Raw genomic sequence first — 23019 nt, 5'->3', positions numbered from 1 at the left:
TGCCGGGCGGGCGATGCTCAGGATAATCGAAAACGGCCGGCCGGCGGTAGTGCTCCGCCGCGTGGCTATAATGGGGCGACGTGGCTGGTGCGGCCAGCCGCGGTCGCGCGCGCCGGCGCCCTCCGGCAGACTGGAGACTTGGATGCGCCGCATTCCCGTGTTTGGCCTGGCCTTGCTGGTGACCGTGGGCGCCGTGCTGCTGGCGCCGTTGCCGCTGCCGCCAGGGACGGTGCGCACCAGCGCCGTCATCGCCCGCAGTCCGGGCGCCGTGTTCGACTATGTGACCACGCCGGGCAACTGGCCGCGCTGGCATCCGTCGTCGCTGGCCGTGGCGGGGGCGACCGATCATTCGTTGCGGGTGGGTGAGGTGGTGGACGAGGATTTCATCGTGGCCGGTTACCAGGGGCGGGTGCGCTGGACCGTGGTGCAACGCCAGGTGCCCGAGCGCTGGGCCATCGCGGGCCAGATCGAGGACGGCGGCAGCGGCAAGGTCAGCTACCGGCTCACGGCGGTCGATGGAGGCACGCTGTTCGAGCGTGAATTTGATTATGCGCGGCCCAACCTGTTGTTCCTGCTGGCGGATCAGTTGCGGGTGCGGCGCCAGGTGACGGCCGAATCAGCCGAAGCGCTGCGGCGCCTGAAGGCGGTGCTGGAAGGGCAGGCGCCCGTGCCCCGCATGGCCGGGCCGGACCGGCGCGCGGCAGCCGGTGTGCCGGCCTCGTGAGCGTTGCGCCATGCCGGCTCAGGTGCGCCGTTGCAGGATGACGGGCGCGCCTTCGGCCGACGGGGCGGCGCCGGGCAACATGTCCTGCAAGGTCAGCCGGTCGAGCACGTCGAGGTAGGCGCGGGTAGCCTGGCCCAGTGCCGATTTGAGGCGGCAATCGCCCGTCAGCGGGCAAGTGTTGTGGTCGCGGTCGAAGCATTCGGCCATGTAGAAATCCGATTCCGTGTCGCGGATCAGCTGGCCGATGTTGATGTCCTTGGGCTCGCGGCCCAGCCGCAGGCCGCCGTTGCGTCCACGTACTGTTTCCACCAGCCCGGACTGGCCCAGCTGGTACACCACTTTCATCAGGTGGTTCTTGGAAATGGCATGCACGTCGGCGATGTCCTGGATGGTGACCAGGCGATCCCGATGGGCGCTCAGGTAGAGCAGCGTGCGCAGCGTGTAATCGGTGAAGGAAGTCAGTCGCATCGTCGGTTCCGTGGTGGCGGGGCGGGCGGCGGTGCCCCTTGCAAATTGCTATTTTACTTGCTGGCCGGGGCACGAGGGAAATTGAGCCCACCGCCGCTGGCGCCGCGCATGATTGCGCTATGATGGTCGCAACGGAGCTGCCTGCGCGGCCCTGCGGGCAGCTTGCCACACATTGAACCATTCTCACAAGCGGAGGCATCATGGACAACAGCGACCAGCGCCGGCAGTTCGTCGGTGAACTGTGGCGCCGCTTCGAGGCGTTGCAGCAGTGGGCCATCGACAACTGGCCCGATGCGCAGCATCCCCTGTCGAGCGCCGATTTCGTGGAAGCACGCAAGGAAATCCTGGCCCTGGCCGACGCGCGCCATCCCGTGCCGGGCCAGCACGTGCCGGAACCGTCCGAAGGCGGGCCACAGTACGAGGACGTCACCCCGACGCCGTGGCCGTGAGCGGCATCAGTGCGCCGGCCGCGCAGGCCGGCCCAGCATCCACGCCGCCAGGCTGGCCACCAGCCCGGCCAGGACACCGCAGGCGAGCTTGAAGGCGCTGTCGAACAGCAGCGGCGCCACCAGGCCCGACACCAGCGCGAACAGCAGCATCTGGATGAACGATTGCATCGACGAGGCCAGGCCGCGATGGTCCGGGAAATGGTTGAGCGCCATCATGGTCAGCGGCGGCATGGCCAGCGCCAATGCGAACGAATAGACGAACAGCGGCAGCACGGCCCAGGGCACGGCGGCCGCGTAGCAATAGTTGTAGCCCACGTTGGCGGCCGCCGACAAGGCCATCAGCCCGTAGCCGAGCCAGACCAGCGTGCGCGGCGCGTAGTGATGCGCGAACCTGGCGGCCAGCGCCGAGCCGACCACCATGCCGCTGATGAGCGGAACGAACAGCCAGGCGAAGGCCGTCTCGGGCAGGTGCAGGATGTCGATGACGAAATAGGCGGCCGAGCCGATGTAGAGCGCGAAGCCGCCAAAGCTCAGGCCGATGGCCACGGACAGCAGCAGGAACTGGTGGTGGCACAGCACTTTCCAGTAATTGGCCGCAATCGCACCCAGGTGGAACGGGTGGCGCGAGCGGGGCGGCAAGCTCTCCGGCAGCGCCCGCTGCACGGCCACGAACATCAGCGCCCCGAAGCCGGCCAGGAACCAGAAGATGGCGCGCCAGCCCAGGCTCACCTGCAGCCAGCCGCCCAGCACGGGCGCGATGGCCGGCGCCAGGCCGAACACCATCATCACGTGCGACAGGATCTTTTGGGCCGCGGCGCCTTCGAAGCGGTCTTGCACGATGGCGCGGCCGACGACGGACCCGGCCCCGGCCGCCAGGCCCTGCAGCGCGCGGCACACCAGCAGCACGCCCAGTGTGGGCGCCAGCGCGCCACCGATGGAGGCGCCGATATACAGCAGCAGCGAGGCCAGGATCACGGGGCGGCGGCCGAACGAGTCCGACAGGGTGCCGTAAAACAGCATCATGGCGGCGAAGCAAAACATGAACAGGCTTAGCGTTTGCTGGATGGCAAGCGGCGTAGCGTCGAAATCGCGGGTGATGGCTGGGAAAGACGGAAGATAGGTATCGATTGCCAATGGTCCGACCATGGTCAGGCCGGCCAGGAGCAAGGTGAGCAGGATATGCATGGCGTGATTCTTGTTCGTTGGAACGGTATTTTACGCTAGCCGGGCTGGGCCGGTACGGGATGGGCCGCTTCGGGTAATTGATCGATTTTTTCGATAGTAAAAGGCCAAATTTTGCGTTTTACATCGAATCTCTGCCGTCGCATAATCGGCCTCACACTTGAGCTGTGCCATCCGGGCCGCTCACCACCGCTTACCTGGAGTTCGTAATGAAAAAGTTAGTCGCCCTGTTGTTCGCCGCCGGTTTCTCCCTGGCCGCCTCGGCCACGCCGGAAACCTTCGTCATGGACAGCACCCACACCTTCTCGCGCTTCGAATACAGCCACTTCGGCTATTCGACGCAGTTGAGCCGCTTTGACAGCACGACGGGCAAGATCGTGCTGGATCGCGCAGCCAAGACGGGTTCGGTGGACGTGACGATCGATGCCAAATCCGTCGATACCGGCTATCCGACCTTCAATGGCCACCTGCAGGGCGAGGACTTTCTCGACACGGCCAGGTATCCCGTCATTACCTACAAGTCGACCAAGTTCAACTTTGACGGCGACAAGCTGGCCTCCGTCGACGGCAACCTGACCATCAAGGGCGTGACCAAGCCCGTCACGCTGACGGTGACGTCGTTCATGTGTATGCCCCACCCGATGTTGAAGAAGGAAGCGTGCGGCGCCAACGCCGTCGCCAAGATCAAGCGTACCGAGTTCAACGCCGGCAAATATGCGCCCTACGTGGGCGATGACGTGACGCTGACCTTCGCTGTCGAAGCCGTCAAGGAATAAGGATGAGGCGGGCGGAGCGGGGCGCCAGCATGGCGCGCTGCCTACCGCCCGGCTTTGCCTGGTTATTCACCGCCTCACACCAGCTGGAACCAGCCCAGTACGGCGCCAGCCGCCAGCAGCCACAGCAAGTGTATCCTGGTGCGCCAGATGATCAATCCGGCCGCGACCGACAGCAGCCACAGCGGCCAGTCCAGGGCGATATCGCCATGGGCGCTGCCCAGGATGATGCCCACCGACACCATCAATCCCACCACGACGGGCGCCATGCCCTGCTTGAAGGCACGCACGCCCAGTAATTCGCGGTTCTGGTGGCCCCAGCGCGCGGCCAGATAGGTGATGGTGGTGCTGGGCACCATGATGCCCGTCATTGTCACCGCCACCCCAGCCAGCGCCGCCAGGTAGCTGCCTGCGTTCAGGCCCACATTCCAGCCCATCAGCGCCACGAACAGCACGTTGGGCCCCGGCGCCGCCTGGGCGATGGCGATCGAGTCGTTGAATTGGGACTGGGTGAGCCAGTGATGTTCCTCCACCAGGAAACGGTGCATCTCGGCCGTGGTGGAGATGGCGCCGCCGATCGACATCAGCGACAGCATCAGGTAGTGGCCAAACAGGTTGAGCCAGTCGGCCCAGTCCAGCGTCAGGTGCAAAGGCGCGTTCATGGCCGCATGTTCCGGTAGGTAAGCCAGCAACCGAGGCCGCCCAGCAAGAGCAGGGTATAGATCAGCGGCCAGTGCAGCACCACCACGCATACCACGCCCAGCGCGGCAATAGGCAGCGACCACGTCAGCGGCAAGGGGTGGCGCCGCAACGCCGCCGTCAGTTTCAAGCCGGTGGCCGCGATCATGCCGGCCGACACGGCCGCCATGCCGCGCAAGGCGCCGGCCACGCCAGGATGGCTGGCGAAATGGGAATGGAGCAGGGCCAGCAACAACACCAGCAGCAGCGGCACCGTCAGCATCCCGGCCAGGGCAGCCATGGCGCCGGGCAGGCCAAAATAGCGTCCGCCTATCATCATGGACAGGTTGACCACGTTGGGGCCGGGCATGATCTGGGCCACGGCCCATTCTTCGACGAATTCCTCTTGGCTCAGCCAGCGCTTGCGCTCGACCAGCTCGCGCTGCACGACGGCCAGCACGCCGCCAAAGCCCTGCAGGGCCAGCACGGTAAACGAGATAAACAGATCAGTCAGGGAAGTGGGGCGGGGCCGTTCCGGCACAGGTGGAGCGCTCATGGCGCCATTATGGCATGGCTATTCAATTGCCGTGTGGCACAGTTGTATGCGGGTTCGCGTGCCGCCAGCCACGCTTTGTTTGATTTAGCACAAAACGGCACGGCCGGCGCGGGGTGCCGGAAAAACATTTTATTTGATGACGATGGGAAGCTGACATTGACTTTGGCGCGCCATCGCCAATACTCGTTTTTGGCAGCCAGCCCGGCGCCCGGCCAGATGAGGAGCTGGCCGCCATCCAATAGACGAGTAGAGGATTGCGATGAACGTACTGAGCATGCAACCCACAGAACCGCCCGTGCCTGCTGACCTGTATCAAGCGAGAACCGACGAGCACTGCCGCGACGTGGTCGATCGCGGCATCCTGGTGCAAGCCAGTTTCAATACCATGTGCGCGATTGAATACCTGAAATCGAACAACGTCCAGCCCCACATCATCGAACGGGTCCTATTGCACCCCGAACAGCGCCGAAAATCCCGCCACTGAGCCGTCACCCCGCCCAATATTCCAGCCTGGTCACAGAAGTTTCCACCGGGCTGGAAGCAGCGCTTCCCTTCCCGTTTCCCGGCCGCCCGCCGCGCCTCCAGTTATACACAAAACAGCAGTGAAAGATTTTTTGTAGTAACTTTCATGGTGACAATTGGTGATATTCTAAGTCTTTGATTTTATGAGGTTTAATTTTTGCCTTCTGGATAGGCAGTTTGTTGAAAGGCCCGTCAGTACAGGCTTTTTGGGTTGTCAAGAGGGGCTTGTCCACAAAGATATCCACAGTCATTGTGGATATCCGAAAAAGTGCTTAACAATCCGCGACTTAGCGTGGGCCGCTGTCACAATGCCGGCAAGATGCAGGCAAGTACAGGGAAAATTGACCGAAAATGAAAGCAGTTCACTACTGTATGCCTGAACAGTGTCTGGCCCTGTGGCGGCCGTTGCATCAGATCAGGCTGGCGACGGCCACGTAGGCTTCCGTCTGCCCCCCGGCATCGGGCGCCGGCATGATGGTGGTGCGCAGCCGCAGGGGCTGGCCTTCGCTGGTGTAGGCCGTCACCACGTCACTCCAGGCTTCGCCATCCTTGAGCGCTTGCAGCGCGTCGTTCAATTGGTCCTGGGGGAAGGGCGCGGCATGCAGGATGCGCGGCGACTGGCCCAGCAACTGCTCCGGCGCGAAGCGCAGCACGGCGCACAGCTTGTCATTCACGTCGGCGATCTTGCCGGCGGCATTGACCGTCATGATCAGCGCATGCTGGTCCACCGCCGCCAGCAGGCGGCGCGCCTGGCTCAGTTCCGATTGCAGCGCGCGGTTGCGCTGCTCGGCCGCTTCCAGGCCCGCGTAGGCCCGCAGCGACGAGATCACGGTCGTGAACAGTTTGCGCGTGGTTAGGTCGGTCTTGCACCAGAAGTCGTTGATGTCGTAATCGAGGATGATGCTGTGTTCCAGCGCCTGGCCAGGTTGGCCCGTGCGCAGCACGATGCGCACCAGGTGGTTGCCCAGCGCGTCGCGGATCTGGCGGGCCACGCGCAGGCCGGCGTCGCTCGTCTCCATGATGACGTCGAGTAACACCAGCGCCACGTCCGGGTTGGCGCGCAAGGTGCTCAAGGCTTCCTCGCCGCTGTAGGCATGCAGGAAGCTGATGCGCCGGCCCATGAAGCAGGCATTGCTGAGGGAGAATTTGGTAACCACATGCACGTCGACGTCATCATCCACAATCAGCACGCGCCACGGCGCAGGCGCCTGGGCGGCCGCGGGCTTGGCTGGCGCCACCTCGTCCTCGATCATCCAGTTTGTCGAGTCGTCGTTATTCACGTCCATGCAATTTCTCACGGCAAGTCTAGAAGGGGCGCGTAGTGTACTGCAACGCCTGTGAAATGCGGCAGTTAGAGTGACACTATTCCTGCCCCGGCGTTTTGTCAAAGGATTCCCGGCGGCGGCGCAAAAGATTTCCAATCGGCATTAAAAATATTTTGCACGGACTTGAAAACTGCCCGCGCATCCCAATTTAACAATACGTAAGTCATTGATTGTATTGAATATTTTTTCTGCCTCCAGAATGGGCATTTTGTTGAAACCCGCGCCAATACTGGCCTGCCGGGCTGTCAAGTGGCGGTTACCCACAACGTTATCCACAGTTGGTGTGGATATCTGCGAAAAATGCTTGTCGAACACGCGCTTAGGCACCAAAGTTGAGAAAACAGGTGCAGCGTGTGGTATTCCCGTCACCCGCAGGCGGCCACCAGGCGCTGCAATTCCTCCAGGAAACGCTGCTGCGCCAGCAACGGCGGCCATGGTTCCCATGCCTGGCCGCCGTAATGGGGCTGCAGCGGATCGTCCTGCAGCGGCCGTTCGCTGATCTTGAGCGTGCGCCGGACTTCCTCCTCGGACCAGCCAACGACATGCACGGCCTCGCTGGCGGCGGCCACCCGGTCGGCCCGTTTGTGGGCGATGAATTCCTGGGCCGTCCACCGTTGCAGGCCGTAGCGTTGGAACACGGCATCCTGCAGGCGCTGGCTCAGTTGCTGGAATCGTTCACCAAGGAAAGGTTTGAGTGGGCTCAGGCAGTCAAAGCCGATCAGGCCCTCGTCGCCATCGTGGATCAGTTCGCGCAGTTCCACTTCCGGCGACAGCGGCGTGGCTGACATGGCGCGCCGCAACAGCATGACCGTGATCGAGTGCTGGGCCACCGACAGGGGCAGGTGCCAGCGCGAATGGCCACCCCAGCGGTAGGTGCGGGCCAGGCCCAGCGCCAGGTCCGTATCGTCCCAGTCCAGTGGCGTGGGGTCCAGCAAATCGAGGCGCTTGCCCGATGGCATGCGTACCCAGGCGCGGTTGTCGCGACCCATCTGTGCATCCTTTCCTGTATTGCGCGTCGCGTCACGCCACCATCGTACACCGTGGCAGGGCCGGGCGCGGCCAGGTGTGTTGCTTTTTGGATGCTGGCACGGCGTCAGCGCTTGCGCGCCAGCGTCAGGCCATCGCTGAGCGGCAGCAGGGACAGGTCGATGCGTTGATCCGCGTGCAGCTTCGTGTTCAGTGCCTGCAAGGCGGCCGTGTCGTCCGTGGTGGCGGGGGCGGCCACCTGGCCGCTCCACAGCGTGTTGTCGATGGCGATCAGGCCGCCACTGCGCACCAGCTGCAGGCAGCGCTCGTAATAACCGTCGTAGCTGACCTTATCGGCGTCGATGAAGGCGAAATCATATAGTCCCGCCTCGCCGCCGGCCAGCCTGGCGTCCAGCGTTTCCAGCGCCGGGCCCAGGCACAATTCGATCCGGTCGGCCACGCCGGCCTGTTCCCAGTAGGGCTGGCCGATGCGCGTGTACGCGTCGTTCAGGTCGCAGGCCAGCAGGCGTCCGTGGGCGGGCAGGGCCAGTGCCACCGATAGCGCGCTGTAGCCGGTAAACACGCCGATCTCGATGGTGCGGCGCGCGCCCATCAGTTTGACGAGCAGGGCCATGAATTGCCCCTGCTCAGGGGAAATCTGCATGCGGGCCAGCGGATGGCTGGCCGTCGCGGCCCGCAACGCTGTTTGGGCCGGATGCTCGCGGATGGAATGGTCGAGCACGTATTGATAGAGCGTGTCGTCAAGTTCGAGGGTGCGGTTGGCCATGCGGCGACTCCCGGGATGCGGATCAGTTGTCTCAGTTGTTGTAAGCGCTCCAGCCATGGTCCTGGCGGATGAACACGGCGGTGGACAATGCGTGGTGGCGGTCGGCCAGGGGCGTCCTTGCCCGTTCCGCGATCAGCTCGAACGCGCGCGGCTGGGCCGATCCGATGGTGAAGATCAGGTCGCGCGACGGAATGGCCGCCAGCGGCTGGCCGGGCAGGTGGGGCGCCAGGCGCGGCCACAGGTCGTCGAGCAGCAGCAAGGTGGCCTCGAAGGTGCCGCCGGCCGAGATGCCGATGACGCCATCGCCGCAATCGTGCAGCTGGATACGGTCCAGGCAGCGCGGCAGGTTCCTGACGGCCAGCTGGTGCAGCGCGTCCAGGTCCATGTCCATGGTGTCGAAGGTCTTGCGGGTGATGTATTCAAGCCGGTTGGGGCGGTCGATCGCGTACATGACGACCACGTCGGCTGCCAGCGGACGCACCACGGGGGTGTCGGCTGGCGCCAGGTCGGCCAGCGTGCCCGCGCCATCGGGCCTGGCCAGCTGCTTGAGCATGGGAACGATAAACAGGGTGTCGCTCATGGCTATCCTTGCGTGCGCCTGGGGCTGCGGTGCGGTGTTTGTAGATTGGCAAGCATACTGCGTCCCATTCTAAACGAGCCATTGTCGTTTCGACCAGCGCGCGCGGGATGTGGTGTCTGGATTTTTGGATGGGAATTGACGGCCGGAAGGTATTATGGCGCTTTTCGTCTTTTTGCCGAGGTGCGCGCCGTGTTAATAGCTCCAGAACAATTTTTCGCCTTTCTCGCGGCCGCGCTGCTGATCACTGTGTCGCCAGGGCCGGACAACCTGATGGTGTTGGGTGTGGGCATGTCGCGCGGGCGGCGCCAGGGCATGGCGTTTGGATTCGGCTGCGCCCTGGGTTGCTTGAGCCACACGGTGCTGGCGGCGCTGGGCGTGAGCGCCCTGATCAAGGCGTCACCGCTGGCGTTTGGCGGCCTGAAGCTGGCAGGCGGCCTGTATCTGGTCTGGCTGGGTATAGGCGCCTTGCGCAGCCGCGGCGGCGTCCGGGTGGATGGCAGCACCTCGCCCGATGAATCGCTGGGCAAGTTGTTCGCCAAGGGATTGTTTGCCAACAGCATCAATCCCAAGGTCGTGCTGTTCTTCCTGTCGTTCCTGCCGCAGTTCGTGGTGGCCGAGCGGGGCGGGGCCAGCTGGCAGACGGCGCAGCTGGGGCTGATTTTCACGGCCCAGGCCTGTGTGCTGTTTGGTTTGCTGGGCTATTTCTCGGGGGCAGTGGGCGCCTGGCTCAACCGCCGGCCGCGCGCCGGGCTGTGGCTGGACCGGATGGCCGGCACGATTTTCGTCGGCCTGGGCGTGCGTTTGATCGTGGCCCGCTGAGCACGTGGAAGCGTGGTCGCAAACACCATCGATGTCATCAAGCCGTCATGCTGCACTGCCACAATGGCCTTGCTCTTTCAAGTCTCTCCCGATTTGAAAACTTTCGCCCGCCCCGCAAGGGTGCGGGCATTTTTTTCGTGCGCCTTCATCTGGCGGCGATAGCGCTGGGTCTGTATGGCCTCCTGCAACTGTTGCGCCAGCAGAGCGAACACTGGCCGGACGAGGGGATGGGGCGCCTGCCCCCTGCTGACGCGGCGTAGCTGGTACTTCACCATCGCCATGAGGGCGGCTGAGGCCAGCACCTTGTTTTTCCAGTTGACGGCGCGCAGCATTGCAGTGGCCGCCTGGTCGGTGCGCCACGTTGTCGGCAATCGCGGATCGATCGCCAGCGCGGTCGCCATGCCCACCATCGCGAGGCCGCTGTCCAGCACCTGTTCCACGATCGGGTAACGGCGTATGCCGCCCGTGACCATGACGGGCATCTTGGCGACCGTGGCAATGTCGCGTGCAAACTCCAGGAAATAGGCTTCGCGCGCGAGTGTCCTGCCATCACGGGCCTGGCCGATCATCGCCGGCGCCTCGTAACTACCGCCGGACAGCTCGACCAGGTCGATCGCCAATGGGTTCAGCAGGGTGATGACTTGCTTCGCGTCGTCGGTGCTGAAGCCGCCACGCTGGAAGTCCGCCGAGTTGATCTTGACGGCGACAGCGACATCCTGTCCCACGGCCTGGCGCACTTCCTTGACGATATCGGTCAGCAGCCGGGCGCGGTTCTCGATGGCACCACCCCAACGGTCGGTGCGCTTGTTGCTGATCGGGGACAGGAACTGGCTGATCAGATAACCGTGCGCGGCATGGATTTCCACGCCGTTAAAGCCACACTCTTTTGCCAGGAGGGCCGTCCTGACGAATCTGCGTTTGACGTCGGCGATATCGTCCTCGTCCATCTCGCGGGGTGTGCCAAACTGGCTGGACAGTTTGCCGAGGTCCATCGCCACGGCCGATGGCGCGATCGTAGGCTGACCCATGGCCGCTGGCATCTGGCGTCCCGGATGGTTAATCTGCATCCACACTTGCGCGCCATGCGCGCGCGCCGTCGTGGCCCATGCCTTGAAGCGGGGGAGGTATTGCGCGGAATCGAGCACCACGGTGCCCGGCCCGGTCATGGCCCGGCGATCCACCATGACATTGCCGGTGATGATCAGGCCAGCGCCGCCTTGCGCCCACGCCTGGTACAAACGAATCAGCGCATCCGAAGGCGCCTGCTCTTGGTCGGCCAGATTTTCTTCCATCGCCGCCTTGGCGATGCGGTTCTGAATGATGGTTCCGTTTGGTAAGACTAGCGCATGATAGGGATGCATAGGACTCTCCAGGGTGGCAATAGGGCCACGATAAGCTTGAAGCCAACTTGAAGGTCAAGTGCAAATACGCAAGATGTTAGAGCCCGGCTTCGGTATCGGGCCGACGGTGTAAGATCCGGTTTCTACAGCATGCAATAAAAGGGAGGGCGCCATGAAAATTGGTGAATTGGCGCAACGTAGCGGCATGGCGGCGTCGACCATCCGGTTTTACGAGTCCAAGGGATTGCTGAAGGCAGCCAATCGCCAGTCCAACGGTTACCGCGATTATCCTGTTGAGGCGGTGGGCGTGCTTGCCATTATCAATGAAGCGCAGCAGGCAGGTTTCTCGCTGGATGAAATCAAGCAGGTTTTACCGCCAGATTGCGCATCATGGCGGCACGATGCGCTGTTGATGGCCTTGGAAAAGAAAATCGCGGAGATCGAATCGCTGGAAGTGCGGCTGGCCCGGAACAAGAGCCATCTGCGCGCACTGATCAGCCTGATCGCGTCCGCGCCCGAGGAGATGGACTGCAAGGACAACCAGGCCCGTGTGCTGGCCGGCATGGGGATCGCGCCCAGCGTCGAGACGCCCGGACGTGCCCGTTCCGTCTAGCGGGCGCGCAAGTCGAATTGCAGTTCCAGTTCGTCCTGCACGGCCATGGCGCCACCCATGACGGAAAACGGCACCAGGCCGAAATCCGTTTGCCTGAGCTTCACGGTCCCGTGCACGCGCAGGCCGTCGGCGTCCGTTTCGCGCCGCGCTGCCACCGGCAGCGTGCGGGTCACGCCATGCAGGGTGATGTCTAGCTGCAAGTGGTCGTCATCGCTGCGTGTAGCATGTACGTGCACCAGCGGGAAATGGTCGGCGTCCAGCACGCGCGCCAGCATGTTGTGGCGGGTGCCGGCGATGGCGTCGGCCGACGGCTGGGGCGCCAGGCCCGCTTGCGTGCGCAAGTCGGCCTCATCGACTGTCATCTGGTCGAGCCGGAACTGGAAGTCGGCGCCGTTGTGGGCCGGCGCCACGTAGCCGTCGAACTGGCGGATGGCCACCACATGGTCATGGCCGAAGCGGGCCAGCGGACCGGCGCGGCGCACCAACACCGTGATCAGCGAGCGTTGCGCGTCGATGCGCAGCACGGCCTGGCCGGCCGCCTGCCATTGCCGGTAAGGCGCGCGCCAGTCGGCCGCTGGCGCCGCCGCGCTGGCCGGGCTTTCCTTGTGCAAACCCGCTGGTGCGCAGGCAGCCAGCAGGCAGGCCAGCAGCGGGGCGGCCAGCCGCGCGCGGCGGAAGTGATGCAATGTTGTTGTGAATGTCATCAATTGGATATCCGCCCGTCATGGCGCCGTCATAAAGGTCCTATATGATGCCTTCCGCTGGTCCCAGCGTGCTTGAGCTGGTCGCCGTGTCCGAGCCGGCACGGGATTTCACAGAGCACGACTCAGCAGGTTAGCCGGTGGCCTCGAGCACCGGCACCAGAATTCCCATCCCCGCGCTTCCTGCGCTTCCCGTGCATCCCGCGCGCCTTGCCCATCCTGTCCCTGGCCGGGCGTATATTCAACTGCCTTAATCAAGTCCTAAGCCTACGCTTGCCGATCGGTGGCAAAGTAACACCTGTAGCGCACGGTATCAGCCAGGCGCAGAGTTGCCGGACTCTTGTCTCCGGCACAGATTTCCCCAGGCGGCCCACGGGCCGCCGGAACCGAAAATCCCTACGCTTTAATCAGCGTTTCAGGCCGGCCCATCCAACGATGCTGCCGGCCTCTTTTTTTTCCGTGCCCACCCCAACCAGCCCGTGGCGACGCTGGGGAGCGCCACGGTCAGGTTGGAGCGGCGTCCGTTCAGGGCGCCTTGCGCGCCAGCCATGCATCGATCTGCGGCAGGCGTTGTTGGCGTACCTTGATGCGGTAGGCGATGCCGGCCACGGTGGCCGTGGTGTCGCCCTGGGCGCCGGCCGGCAGGTGCGCCTTGGCGAACGCCGTCAGCTTGTCCATCATGGCCGGATCGGCCGACTGGCTGGCCAGGTGCGGGAAGTAGCGGCTGCGCGAGGCGACGTCGATCTTGCCTTCCACTTGCTCGCGGTGGGCCGTGGCGTAGTCGAACGCCAGTTCCGGATGGCGCACGGCCACGCGCGAGATCATGGCGGCGCTGTCGGTGGCGCCCGGTTCGCCGCTCAGGGCCAGGTCCAGCGCGCGCTGGCCCAGCGCCGCGTCTTCCGCGGCGCCCAGCAACAGGTACAGGTCGGTGCGCAGCATGGCCGACGTTTCCGCTTTGGCCATCTGGTGCAAACGCTCCCAGGTGGCCGCGTCGGCGTGGCGCGCCACCACGCCCAGGATGGTGCGCTTGATGGCCGTCGGCATGGCTTGCGGCGTGCCGTCCTCGAAGCGGCGGCGCGCTTCGGCGATGGTGGCGGCGTCGCCCAGCGCGCTCAGGGCGCCGATCAATTCCGTGCGCAGCTTGGCCACGGACGTCGTTTCGCCCGGCGCCGCTTCCCAGCCGATGCGCGCCAGCACCGGCGACAGGTGCGCGCGCGCGTACTGGCCGAACGCGGCGCGCCGCTGCGGCATGGACTGGTATTGCTGGTCGAGGTTGGTGTAGACGCTGGCGATCTCGCTCCACACGGGCGGCGCGGCGTCCAGCGGCGCGCGGCTGGCCAGGTCGAGGAAGCTGGAGGCGGGCTGCAGGCCAGCCATGCCCAGCGACCAGCTGTCGGCCAGCAGGCCCAGTTGGTCGATCGGCGCCAGGCTGGCGAACTGGCCGGCCAGCGCGTCGAACGCCTTGGGCGCGTACAGCGTGCGGTAGTAGCCGGCCTGGCCGGCGTTGACCAGCACCGTGCCGCAACCGGGCACGGTCATGCTGGCGCGCTTGCCGCTGACGACGGCGCGCGCGCTGGCGTGGCCCACGGTCTGCGCGATGACGGGCACTTGCCACGTCAGCGGCGCCTTGTCCGGATGATCCTTGCTGAATTCACCCTGGGCCAGCGTGACGGTGGTGCTGCCGTTGCGGCACACGGCGTCCTGCACGCGGATCAGCGGCACGCCCGGCTGCAGCGTGAAGTCGTGGGCGATGGCGCGCACGGGCTTGTGGGCCGTGCGCTCGATCTCATTCCACAAATCGTCCGACACGGTGTTGCCGTGCGCGTGGCGCCGCATGTAGTTGCGCACGCCGGCCCGCCAGGCTTCCTCGCCCACGTAGTTTTCCAGCATGCGGATGACGGATTCACCCTTTTGATAGGTGATGCCGTCAAAGGCCTGGTTGGCCTGCTCCACCGTTTCGATGTGCGTCACGACCGGATGGGTGGTGGCCAGGGCGTCCTGCGCCATCGCGTGTTCGCGCGACTCGACGGCGTTGAAGCTGGTTTGCCATTCCGGATGCAGGCGGGCCGTCGTGCGGCTTTCCATCCAGCTGGCGAAGCCCTCGTTGAGCCACAGGTCATCCCACCAGCGCATGGTTACCAGGTCGCCGAACCATTGGTGGGCGATTTCGTGCGCCGCCACCAGGAACACTTCTTCCTTGTCGGCCTGGGTCGAGATGGCCGGGTCGAGCAGCATGGCGTTCTCGAACGAGAAGATGGCGCCCCAGTTTTCCATCGCGCCGAAGAACGGGCTGCGGCCGGGGGCGGCGACGTTGTCGAGCTTGGGCAGCGGGTAGGGCAGGCCGAAGTAGTCGTTATATTCGCGCAGCACGGCGGCGCTGGCATCAAGCACGAAGCGGGCCTGTTCCACCTTGCCCTTTTGCGTGACGACGCCCAGTTCCGTGGCACCCTCGCGCGTGGTGGCGCGGTCGAATTCGCCCAGGCTGAAGAACAGCAGGTAGGTCGACATGCGCGGCGTGGTGGCAAAGCGCAGCAACTGGCGGCCGTCGGGCAGGGTGCTGGCCGAGGCCACCGGCATGTTGGAGATGGCGCTCTGGCCAGCCGGCGCCGTCAGCTCCAGCGCGAACGTGGCCTTGTAGTTCGGCTCATCCCAGCAGGGCAGCACGCGGCGCGCGTCCGAATTTTCGAACTGGGTGTACAGGGCGCGCTTGCTGGCGCCGCCGTTCTGGTAGTCGAGCTGGAACAGGCCGGCCGGCTGGGTGCTGATCTTGCCGCGGTAGGCCAGTTGCAGCTGGTAGCTGCCCGGCGCCAGTTCGCGCGCGAAGCTCAGCGTCACCGTTTGCTGTTCGGCGTTGGTGGCGATGGCGCTGGCGGCCAGCGGCGCCTGGCCCGGACCGGCGCTGATGGCGGCGCTGGCGAATTCCAGGTCGGCCGCGTTGAGGGTGAGGCTGGTGCTGGGCTGGCGGATGTCGAGCGCGATGGTGACGCTGGCGCTGAAGGTGCTGTGTTGCGCGTCCGGCACGATGGACAGGGCGTAGTGGGTGGGGCTGGCATTGCGGGGCAGCTGGGTGGTGACCTCGGTGGCGTCGGCCTTGGCGACGGCCTTGACTGGTTTGGCCTCGGCCGCCGTGGCGGAAAACTGGTGGGTGGCGATCAGGGTGAGGATCGCCATGGAAATCAAGCTGCGCTGCATGCTGTGCCCTTTATCTTGTGGAGTCGGGAAAATGGTCGGAATGTAGCGGCAATCTACGGACAAAGCGCAGGCTTGTCAATGCGACCACAAGCGACCGCAAGCATCCACCAGCGCCCGCCGCCAAATGACGCTATGATCCTAACTGCAAATTGAAGAGGAAGGATGCCGACATGATCGACCTGTACACGGCCGCCACGCCGAACGGCCACAAGATTTCCATCGCGCTGGAAGAACTGGAACTGCCATACACGCTGCATGCGCTGGAACTGTCGAAGAACGAGCAGAAGCAGCCGTGGTTCCTGGCCATTAATCCGAACGGCCGCATTCCGGCCATCGTGGACCGCGCGGCCGACAATTTCGCCGTGTTCGAATCGGGCGCCATCCTGGTCTACCTGGCCGAAAAGACGGGCCGCCTGATGCCCGCCGATCCCAAGGGCCGCTCGCTGGTGATGCAGTGGCTGATGTTCCAGATGGGCGGCATCGGCCCCATGATGGGCCAGGCCAATGTGTTCTTCCGCTACTTCCCGGAGAAGATACAACCGGCCATCGACCGTTACCAGGGCGAGAGCAAGCGCCTGTTCCGCGTGCTGGACGGCCACCTGCAAGCGCACGAATACCTGGCCGGCGACTATTCGATCGCCGACATCGCCAACTGGGCCTGGGTGCGCACCCATAACTGGTCTGGCGTGCCCACCGACGATTTGCCGCACCTGACGCGCTGGCTGGCCACCGTGGGCGAACGCCCGGCCGTCAAGCGCGGCATCCAGTTGCCGCCGTCGCAGCTGGACCGCACGGCCAGCGAAGAGAAAGCCCAGCAGTTCGCCGCCGAGGCGCGCAAGATGCTGGAAACCGGACAATCCCGCGAACAAGGAGTTTGACATGAAGTTGTACACCGCATTCCGCGCGCCCAACCCGCGCCGCGTCGCCATGTTCATCGCCGAAAAAGGCATCGAGGGCATCGAGCAAGTGATGATCGACCTGACCACGAACGAGCATAAAAGCGCCGCCTTCCTGGCCAGGAATCCGCTGGCGCAGGTGCCGGCGCTGGAACTGGACGACGGCCGCATGCTGTGCGAGACGCGCGCCATCTGCACCTGGCTGGAAGGCTATGCGCCGGAACCGAACCTGATGGGCGAAGGCTACGAGGAGCGGGCCTTCATCGAGATGGCCGACCGCCGCGTGGAGCTGCGCCTGTTCGCCGCCATCGCCAACTGCATCCGCCATACCCATCCCGGCTTGGCCAAGCTGGAGCAGCCGCAGTTCCCTGAATATGGCGCCTCGCAGGGCGAGAAGATGCGCGACGTGGCGCGCTGGCTGGACCAGACGCTGGCCGGCCAGCCCTACGTGGCCGGCGCCCGCTTCACCATCGCCGACATCACGGCCTTCTGCGCGCTGGAGTTCGCGCGCGGGCTGATGAAGTTCCGGCCCGGCGCGGAGGGCATGGCGCACTTGCAGGCGTGGCGCGACCGCATCGCCGAGCGGCCCAGCGCGGCCATCTTCTGAGTCCACTTGTGGCGGCGGCCCACGCCGCCAGGACGACGTGCTGCAAGGCCGGGCGCGCAGTGGATCACGCCGTGCGTCGGTACCACGGCAGTGGCGGCAACAGCGGCCGGTAACTGGCGGCCAGCGGGTCGTCCGCGTTCAGCGGACGGTCCAGCCCCAGCACGCCGAATGGCGCCAGGCTGTCGTGGAACAGGCGCAGCACGCGCCGCCGCAGCACGGGGCCGAAGTCGGGCAGGGCGCGGCGGCACACGATCAGCTGGAATTCGTTGCACGAGGCATCCGTCACCAGGTTGTACTGGGCCCACGTGATGCGGCTGCGCAGGTGGGGCAGCAGCACGGCGCGCCCGTCCTGCACGATGAGGTGATCAAGCAGCGCGCCTTGGCCGCCACAGCGCACATAATTTTCCTGCAGGGCCGGCAGCTCGGCCAGCGCCACGCTGGCGTCCTGCGCCTGGGCCAGCTGTTCGTCGCTGGGGACGGTGGCGAAGATCTCCGTGCGACCGTCGAGCTGTTGTTCGCGCAGCAGCATGGCCAGCGTCCAGGCCTGCATGGCGCCGGCGCAGTCGGCCAGCCACACCTTGGGCAGGGCCGCGCCGCGCAAGCTGGCGTCCAGCACGGCGCGCAGCTGCGCCACTTCCCCCGCATCGTCGAACAAGGCCGCCGGTGGCACGTGCAGCGCCCGCAGCACGGTGGCCACGGCGCCGGCGTCATGCAGCACCTGGTCCTGCAGCGACGAGATGGTGCGTGCGCCCAGTTGCGCCATCGCGGCGGCCAGCTTGTGGCGCAGCACGGCCCGTTCGTGGCCGCGAAAATCGTAGCCATAACACTGTACCAGCGCTGCGAGCAGCAGTTCCAGTTCCAGCTCTTCCACGGCCGGTGCGCTGGGCTGGCACGGCGCGCAAGCACCCGCTTCCATCACGGCCGCCATCAGTGCAGCCAGACCCGCATCAGCGACAGCAGCTGCGCCACGTCCACCGGCTTGGTGATGTAGTCCGACGCGCCGGCGGCGATGCATTTGTCGCGGTCACCCTTCATGGCCTTGGCCGTGAGCGTGATGATGGGCAGCGACTTGAACTTGGGGATGCGCCGGATGGCGCGCATGGTGTCGTAACCATCCATCTCCGGCATCATGATGTCCATCAGGACGATCTCGATGGAGGGATCTCTTTCCAGTACCTCGATGCCGTCGCGCCCGTTCTCTGCGAACGACACCTGCATCTGCTGGCGCTCAAGCAGCGAGGACAGGGCGAAGATGTTGCGCAAATCATCGTCCACGATCAGCACCTTGCGGCCGGCCAGGCCGCCCTCGGCGGCGTGGATTTCCTCCAGCATGCGCCGCTGCGCCTCGGGCAGGCTGGCCTGCGAGCGGTGCAGGAACAGCGCCGTCTCGTCGAGCAGGCGTTCGGGCGAGCGGGCATCCTTGACGACGATGGTCTTGGCGTAGCGTTTGAGCTTGGCCACTTCCTTGCGGTTCAGATCCTTGGCCGTGTTGATCACGATGGGCAGGTCGCGCAGCTCCGGGTCCTTGCCGATGCGGTCGAGCAGGTCGAAGCCGTTGATGTCGGGCAGGGTCAGGTCCAGCACCATGCAGTCGAAGTGCGCATTGCGCAGCGCGTCCAGCGCAGCCTGGCCCGTCTCGACGGCGACGATGCGCAGGTCGGTGTCGCCGATCAGGGCCACGATGGCGTCGCGCTGGTGCTGCTCGTCGTCCACCACCAGCAGGCTGCGCTTGCCGCCCAACAGGAACTTCTGGATGCGGCCGAATTCCTCCTGCAGCGCCTCCTTGCCGACCGGCTTGTTCATGTAGGAGATGGCGCCCTGGCGCAGGGCACGTTCCCGCTCGCGCAGGCTGGACATCACATGCACGGGGATGTGGCGCGTGCCGGGGTCGCGCTTGAGACGGTCCAGCACCGTGAAGCCGTCGATGTCGGGCAGGTCGATGTCGAGCAGGATGGCCGAGGGCAGGTAATCGCGCGCCAGGCTCAGGGCCGAGTCGCCCTGGTGGGTGACGATGGCCTTGAAGTTCCTCTCGCGCGCGAAGTCGAGCACGATCTTGGCGAAGCGCTCGTCGTCCTCCACGATCAGCACGGACGGGTCGCCGGCCGCGATCAGGCCGCGGTCGTCGCCGGTGGCGTTGTAGTCGGCCAGGTCGTGGTCCTGGGGCAGGCCCGCCTCGCGGCCGGCAAAGGCGGATTCCATATCGTCATGTCCGGCTTGCGGCTGGGAGGCGACGATCACCTGCGGCGGCGGGGAGGGCAGGCGCACCTGCGGCTGGCGCCCCATGTCGTAGTTGATGAAGCCGGCCCGGTTATAGGGCAGGAACAGGGTGAAGGTGGAACCGGCGCCGACCACGCTTTCGACCCGGATCTCGCCGCCCAGCAGGCGCGCCAGCTCGCGCGAGATCGACAGGCCCAGCCCCGTGCCGCCGTACTTGCGGGCGGTGGAACCGTCGGCCTGCTGGAACGCCTCGAAGATCAGTTGCAACTTGTCGGCCGCGATGCCCACGCCGGTGTCGCTGACGGCGAAGGCCAGCACGGCGTCCGCGTGCAACAGGTTGGGATGGTCGCTGGTGAAGCCGCTCGTGACCAGGCTGATGGTGAGCGACACCTGGCCGTGGTTGGTGAACTTGAAGGCGTTCGACAGCAGGTTTTTCAGCACCTGCTGCAATCGCGTGGTGTCCGTCATCATGGCCGTGGGCAGGGCTTCGTCCAGCTCCACGCTGAACGACAGGTGCTTGGCTTCGGCCATGTGGCGGAAGGTGCGGTCCACGTAGTTGCGCAGGTTCTGGAAGCGGTATTCGGACACGTCCAGCGTGACGGTCCCCGATTCGATCTTGGACAGGTCGAGGATGTCGTTGATCAGCGTGAGCAGGTCGGAGCCGGAGCCGTGGATGGTCTTGGCGAATTCCACCTGCTTGCCCGACAGGTTGCCTTCCGGGTTGTCGCCCAGTTGCTGGGCCAGGATCAGCAGCGAATTGAGCGGGGTGCGCAGTTCGTGCGACATATTGGCCAGGAATTCGGACTTGTACTTGGACGACAGCGCCAGCTGGGTGGCCTTTTCCTCCAGCGCCAGCTTGGCCTGTTCCACTTCGCGGTTCTTGCGTTCGACCTCGATGTTCTGCTCCGACAGCAGGCGCGCCTTTTCGGCCAGTTCCTGGTTGGTCTGCTGCAGTTCCTGCGCCAGCGATTGCGACTGCGTCAGCAGCGACTCCGTCCGGCTGTTGGCCTCGATGGTGTTGAGCACCACGCCGATCGATTCCATCAGCTGGTCGAGGAACGACAGGTGGGTCTCCGTGAAGCGGTCCAGCGAGGCGATCTCGATCACGGCCTTGACCTGCTGTTCGAACAGGATGGGCAGCACCACGATGTTGGTGGGCGGCGCCGCGCCCAGGCCGGACGAGACGACGATGTAATCGCGCGGCACGTCCGTCAACCAGATGCGCGCCTTCTCCAGCGCGCACTGGCCCACCAGCCCTTCGCCGGGCAGGAAGGAGGTGGGCAGCTTGCGGCTGGAACGGTAGCCGTAGCTGGCGATCATGCGCAGCCGCGCATCGCTGTCCTGCGAGTCCATCATGTAGAACACGCCGTGGTGGGCCGACACCAGCGGCGCCAGCTCCGACAGGATCAGCTTGGTCACGGCCTGCAGGTCGCGCTGGCCCTGCAGCAGCCGGGTGAAGCGGGCCAGGTTGGTCTTCAGCCAGTCCTGCTGGGCATTCTTGAGCGTGGTGTCCTTCAGGTTGCGGATCATCTCGTTGATGTTGTCCTTCAGGTAGGACACTTCACCACGGGCCTCCACCTGGATCGAGCGCGACAGGTCGCCGCGCGTCACGGCCGTTGCCACTTCGGCGATGGCGCGCACCTGGTTGGTCAGGTTGGCCGCCAGCTGGTTCACGTTCTCCGTCAAGTCCTTCCACGTGCCGGCCACGCCGGACACGTTGGCCTGGCCACCGAGCTTGCCCTCCGTGCCCACTTCGCGCGCCACGCGCGTGACCTCGGAGGCGAACGAGGACAGCTGGTCCACCATCACGTTGATGGTGTCCTTCAGTTCCAGGATTTCGCCCTTGACGTCCACCGTGATCTTTTTCGACAGGTCGCCGCGCGCCACGGCCGTCGTCACGGCCGCGATGTTGCGCACCTGGCCGGTGAGGTTGGAGGCCATGAAGTTCACGTTGTCGGTCAAGTCCTTCCAGGTGCCGCCCACGCCGGGCACGTAGGCCTGGCCACCGAGCTTGCCCTCCGTGCCCACTTCGCGCGCCACCCGCGTCACTTCCGAGGCGAACGAGGACAGCTGGTCCACCATCACGTTGATGGTGTTCTTCAGTTCCAGGATTTCGCCCTTCACGTCCACCGTGATCTTTTTCGACAGGTCGCCGTTGGCCACGGCCGTCGTCACGTCGGCGATGTTACGCACCTGGCCCGTCAGGTTGCCTGCCATGGAGTTCACGCCGTCCGTCAAGTCCTTCCACGTGCCGGCCACGCCGGGCACGTTGGCCTGGCCACCGAGCTTGCCCTCCGTGCCCACCTCGCGCGCCACCCGCGTCACTTCCGAGGCGAAGGAGTTCAGCTGGTCCACCATCACGTTGATGGTGTTCTTCAGTTCCAGGATTTCGCCCTTCACGTCCACCGTGATCTTCTTCGACAGGTCGCCATTGGCCACGGCCGTGGTCACGTCGGCGATGTTGCGCACCTGGCCCGTCAGGTTGCCGGCCATGGAGTTCACCGAGTCGGTCAGGTCCTTCCAGGTGCCGGCCACGCCTTTCACCTGGGCCTGGCCACCGAGCTTGCCCTCCGTACCCACTTCGCGCGCCACCCGCGTCACTTCGGAGGCGAACGATGACAGCTGGTCCACCATCACGTTGATGGTGTTCTTCAGTTCCAGGATTTCGCCTTTCACGTCCACCGTGATCTTCTTGGACAGGTCGCCATTGGCCACGGCCGTCGTCACGGCCGCGATGTTGCGCACCTGGCCGGTCAGGTTGGAGGCCATGAAGTTCACATTGTCGGTCAAGTCCTTCCAGGTGCCGCCCACGCCGGGCACGTAGGCCTGGCCACCGAGCTTGCCTTCCGTGCCGACCTCGCGCGCCACCCGCGTCACTTCCGAGGCGAAGGAGCGCAGCTGGTCCACCATCACGTTGATGGTGTCCTTCAGTTGCAGGATTTCGCCGCGCACGTCCACCGTGATCTTCTTGGACAGGTCGCCATTGGCCACGGCCGTCGTCACTTCCGCGATGTTGCGCACCTGCGAAGTGAGGTTGCCGGCCATGGAGTTTACGGAGTCGGTCAAGTCCTTCCACGTGCCGGCCACGCCCTTGACCTGGGCCTGGCCACCGAGCTTGCCCTCGGTGCCCACCTCGCGCGCCACGCGCGTGACCTCGGACGAGAACGACGACAGCTGTTCGACCATGGTGTTGGCCGTGGTGGCGGCCCGCAGGTACTGGCCCTTGAGCGGGTGGCCGTCCACTTCCAGCGCCATGGTTTGCGACAGGTCGCCCTTGGCCACGGCGCCGATCACGCGCGCCATTTCCGTGGTGGGGCGCACCAGGTCGTCGATCAGCGTGTTGACGGAGCTGATGATGGTGGCCCAGCCGCCCACCACGTTGGGCACGGCGGCGCGCTGGGTCAATCGGCCTTCGCGGCCCACCACCCGGCTCACTTCCACGACGGCCTTGACCATCTTCTCCTTGGTCTCGATCAGGTCGTTGAGCGTGTCGGCGATCTTGCCGGAGATGCCGGTCCAGTCGGACGGCATGCGGGCCGTGAAGTCACCTTTCTTGAGCGCCATCAGGGTGGCCAGCAGCAGCTTGACGTCGAGCTCCTCGCGCATGTCGGTCATGTCGTTCAT

22 protein-coding genes are annotated in these 23019 nt (G+C 65.1%); 8 read left to right on the top strand and 14 right to left on the bottom strand.

Annotated features, from left to right (window positions below; translation table 11 throughout):
- The first annotated feature begins 142 nt into the window (after positions 1-142).
- On the top strand, positions 143-724 hold the full coding sequence (locus tag H3H36_RS03755) for an SRPBCC family protein (RefSeq protein WP_182214234.1): 582 nt from the start codon (positions 143-145) through the stop codon (positions 722-724).
- A gap of 18 nt (positions 725-742) precedes the next feature.
- On the opposite strand, the gene H3H36_RS03750 is transcribed toward H3H36_RS03755, so the two are convergent.
- Complete coding sequence (locus H3H36_RS03750; RefSeq protein ID WP_182214232.1) at positions 743-1192, bottom strand: RrF2 family transcriptional regulator; 450 nt, start codon at positions 1190-1192, stop codon at positions 743-745.
- A 200-nt stretch (positions 1193-1392) separates the two neighbouring features.
- On the opposite strand from H3H36_RS03750, the gene H3H36_RS03745 reads away from it, so the two are divergent.
- On the top strand, positions 1393-1641 hold the full coding sequence (locus H3H36_RS03745; RefSeq protein WP_182214229.1) for a hypothetical protein: 249 nt from the start codon (positions 1393-1395) through the stop codon (positions 1639-1641).
- A gap of 6 nt (positions 1642-1647) precedes the next feature.
- Here the strand turns inward: H3H36_RS03745 and H3H36_RS03740 are convergent, their stop codons facing one another.
- Complete coding sequence (locus H3H36_RS03740) at positions 1648-2826, bottom strand: multidrug effflux MFS transporter (RefSeq protein ID WP_182214226.1); 1179 nt, start codon at positions 2824-2826, stop codon at positions 1648-1650.
- Positions 2827-3032: 206 nt separating this feature from the next.
- Between H3H36_RS03740 and H3H36_RS03735 the strand changes: the two genes are divergently transcribed.
- Positions 3033-3599, top strand: a complete 567-nt coding sequence (locus tag H3H36_RS03735; protein WP_182214224.1) for a YceI family protein — start codon at positions 3033-3035, stop codon at positions 3597-3599.
- 74 nt (positions 3600-3673) lie between these two features.
- On the opposite strand, the gene H3H36_RS03730 is transcribed toward H3H36_RS03735, so the two are convergent.
- Complete coding sequence (locus tag H3H36_RS03730) at positions 3674-4258, bottom strand: chromate transporter (protein WP_182214222.1); 585 nt, start codon at positions 4256-4258, stop codon at positions 3674-3676.
- Complete coding sequence (locus tag H3H36_RS03725; RefSeq protein ID WP_182214220.1) at positions 4255-4830, bottom strand: chromate transporter; 576 nt, start codon at positions 4828-4830, stop codon at positions 4255-4257. Before H3H36_RS03725 ends, H3H36_RS03730 begins: the two co-directional genes overlap by 4 nt.
- Before the next feature lie 259 nt (positions 4831-5089).
- On the opposite strand from H3H36_RS03725, the gene H3H36_RS03720 reads away from it, so the two are divergent.
- Positions 5090-5314 (top strand): hypothetical protein, encoded by a 225-nt coding sequence (locus tag H3H36_RS03720; RefSeq protein WP_229219716.1) that lies wholly within the window; start codon positions 5090-5092, stop codon positions 5312-5314.
- 448 nt (positions 5315-5762) lie between these two features.
- Here H3H36_RS03720 and H3H36_RS03715 read toward each other — a convergent pair whose 3' ends face one another.
- From H3H36_RS03715 to H3H36_RS03695, 5 genes are all read right to left on the bottom strand, one after another.
- A complete protein-coding gene (locus H3H36_RS03715; protein WP_229219715.1) occupies positions 5763-6638 on the bottom strand; it encodes a PAS domain-containing protein in 876 nt (291 codons plus the stop codon).
- Between the two features lie 141 nt (positions 6639-6779).
- Positions 6780-7112 (bottom strand): hypothetical protein, encoded by a 333-nt coding sequence (locus tag H3H36_RS03710; protein WP_182214218.1) that lies wholly within the window; start codon positions 7110-7112, stop codon positions 6780-6782.
- The gene (locus H3H36_RS03705; protein ID WP_182214215.1) at positions 7043-7666 is read right to left on the bottom strand and encodes a phosphohydrolase; all 624 of its coding nucleotides are present in this window, start codon (positions 7664-7666) and stop codon (positions 7043-7045) included. The genes H3H36_RS03710 and H3H36_RS03705 overlap by 70 nt, the downstream gene beginning before the upstream one ends.
- 104 nt (positions 7667-7770) lie before the next feature.
- The gene (locus H3H36_RS03700) at positions 7771-8430 is read right to left on the bottom strand and encodes a class I SAM-dependent methyltransferase (RefSeq protein WP_182214213.1); all 660 of its coding nucleotides are present in this window, start codon (positions 8428-8430) and stop codon (positions 7771-7773) included.
- 31 nt (positions 8431-8461) lie between these two features.
- Positions 8462-9010, bottom strand: a complete 549-nt coding sequence (locus H3H36_RS03695) for a DUF1444 domain-containing protein (RefSeq protein ID WP_182214211.1) — start codon at positions 9008-9010, stop codon at positions 8462-8464.
- A gap of 189 nt (positions 9011-9199) precedes the next feature.
- Between H3H36_RS03695 and H3H36_RS03690 the strand changes: the two genes are divergently transcribed.
- Positions 9200-9829, top strand: coding sequence for a LysE family translocator (locus H3H36_RS03690; RefSeq protein WP_182214208.1), 630 nt, complete (start codon positions 9200-9202; stop codon positions 9827-9829).
- A gap of 77 nt (positions 9830-9906) precedes the next feature.
- Here the strand turns inward: H3H36_RS03690 and H3H36_RS03685 are convergent, their stop codons facing one another.
- On the bottom strand, positions 9907-11190 hold the full coding sequence (locus H3H36_RS03685) for an NADH:flavin oxidoreductase/NADH oxidase family protein (protein ID WP_182214206.1): 1284 nt from the start codon (positions 11188-11190) through the stop codon (positions 9907-9909).
- Positions 11191-11341: 151 nt separating this feature from the next.
- Between H3H36_RS03685 and H3H36_RS03680 the strand changes: the two genes are divergently transcribed.
- Positions 11342-11782: a MerR family transcriptional regulator gene (locus H3H36_RS03680; protein WP_182214204.1), complete on the top strand. Its 441-nt coding sequence runs from the start codon at positions 11342-11344 to the stop codon at positions 11780-11782.
- On the opposite strand, the gene H3H36_RS03675 is transcribed toward H3H36_RS03680, so the two are convergent.
- Positions 11779-12486 (bottom strand): YceI family protein, encoded by a 708-nt coding sequence (locus tag H3H36_RS03675; RefSeq protein ID WP_182214202.1) that lies wholly within the window; start codon positions 12484-12486, stop codon positions 11779-11781. The two genes, H3H36_RS03680 and H3H36_RS03675, sit on opposite strands and share 4 nt — an antisense overlap.
- A gap of 522 nt (positions 12487-13008) precedes the next feature.
- Positions 13009-15675, bottom strand: coding sequence for a M1 family metallopeptidase (locus H3H36_RS03670; protein ID WP_182214199.1), 2667 nt, complete (start codon positions 15673-15675; stop codon positions 13009-13011).
- A 170-nt stretch (positions 15676-15845) separates the two neighbouring features.
- Between H3H36_RS03670 and H3H36_RS03665 the strand changes: the two genes are divergently transcribed.
- Together H3H36_RS03665 and H3H36_RS03660 are read left to right on the top strand one after the other, a co-directional pair.
- A complete protein-coding gene (locus H3H36_RS03665) occupies positions 15846-16553 on the top strand; it encodes a glutathione S-transferase family protein (RefSeq protein WP_182214196.1) in 708 nt (235 codons plus the stop codon).
- A 1-nt stretch (position 16554) separates the two neighbouring features.
- Positions 16555-17178, top strand: coding sequence for a glutathione S-transferase family protein (locus H3H36_RS03660; protein WP_182214194.1), 624 nt, complete (start codon positions 16555-16557; stop codon positions 17176-17178).
- A gap of 64 nt (positions 17179-17242) precedes the next feature.
- Here H3H36_RS03660 and H3H36_RS03655 read toward each other — a convergent pair whose 3' ends face one another.
- Entirely contained in the window at positions 17243-18106 is an 864-nt protein-coding gene (locus H3H36_RS03655) for a CheR family methyltransferase (RefSeq protein WP_229219714.1), read from the bottom strand.
- Positions 18106-23019: a HAMP domain-containing protein gene (locus H3H36_RS03650; protein ID WP_182214192.1), complete on the bottom strand. Its 4914-nt coding sequence runs from the start codon at positions 23017-23019 to the stop codon at positions 18106-18108. The genes H3H36_RS03655 and H3H36_RS03650 overlap by 1 nt, the downstream gene beginning before the upstream one ends.

It is taken from the genome of Rugamonas fusca (assembly GCF_014042365.1).
GTDB lineage: Bacteria > Pseudomonadota > Gammaproteobacteria > Burkholderiales > Burkholderiaceae_D > Rugamonas > Rugamonas fusca.
The sequence above is the reverse complement of the archived record's forward strand: the minus strand, read 5'-3'. Positions and strand labels throughout refer to the sequence as shown.